This window comes from Rahnella sp. CFA14(1/10) (assembly GCF_004195095.1).
Taxonomy (GTDB): domain Bacteria; phylum Pseudomonadota; class Gammaproteobacteria; order Enterobacterales; family Enterobacteriaceae; genus Rahnella; species Rahnella perminowiae.
On sequence record NZ_SEWS01000046.1, the window covers coordinates 1 to 251 of the forward strand.

1 protein-coding gene is annotated in these 251 nt (G+C 55.4%); it reads left to right on the forward strand.

The genetic code is table 11. The features are described from left to right. On the forward strand, positions 1-251 hold a 251-nt coding region (locus EVX52_RS25185), incomplete at both ends, for an IS3 family transposase (RefSeq protein ID WP_129992352.1).

The following is a 251-nucleotide window of genomic DNA, read 5'->3' on the forward strand; positions in this document are numbered from 1 at the left end:
GCTCAGCGTCCGGCTGCTGATGCACATTTATCAGGGCGTATTACTGAGCTGGCGCTTGAACGCAGACGTTTTGGTTATCGGCGTATCTGGCAGTTGCTGCGTAGGGAGGGCCTTCACGTCAATCACAAGCGGGTATACCGTATTTACCACCTTAATGGACTGAGCGTAAAACGCAGACGACGCCGTAAAGGGCTGGCGACCGAACGGTTTCCGCTTCTTCGCCCGGATGCGCCGAACCTTACATGGTCGAT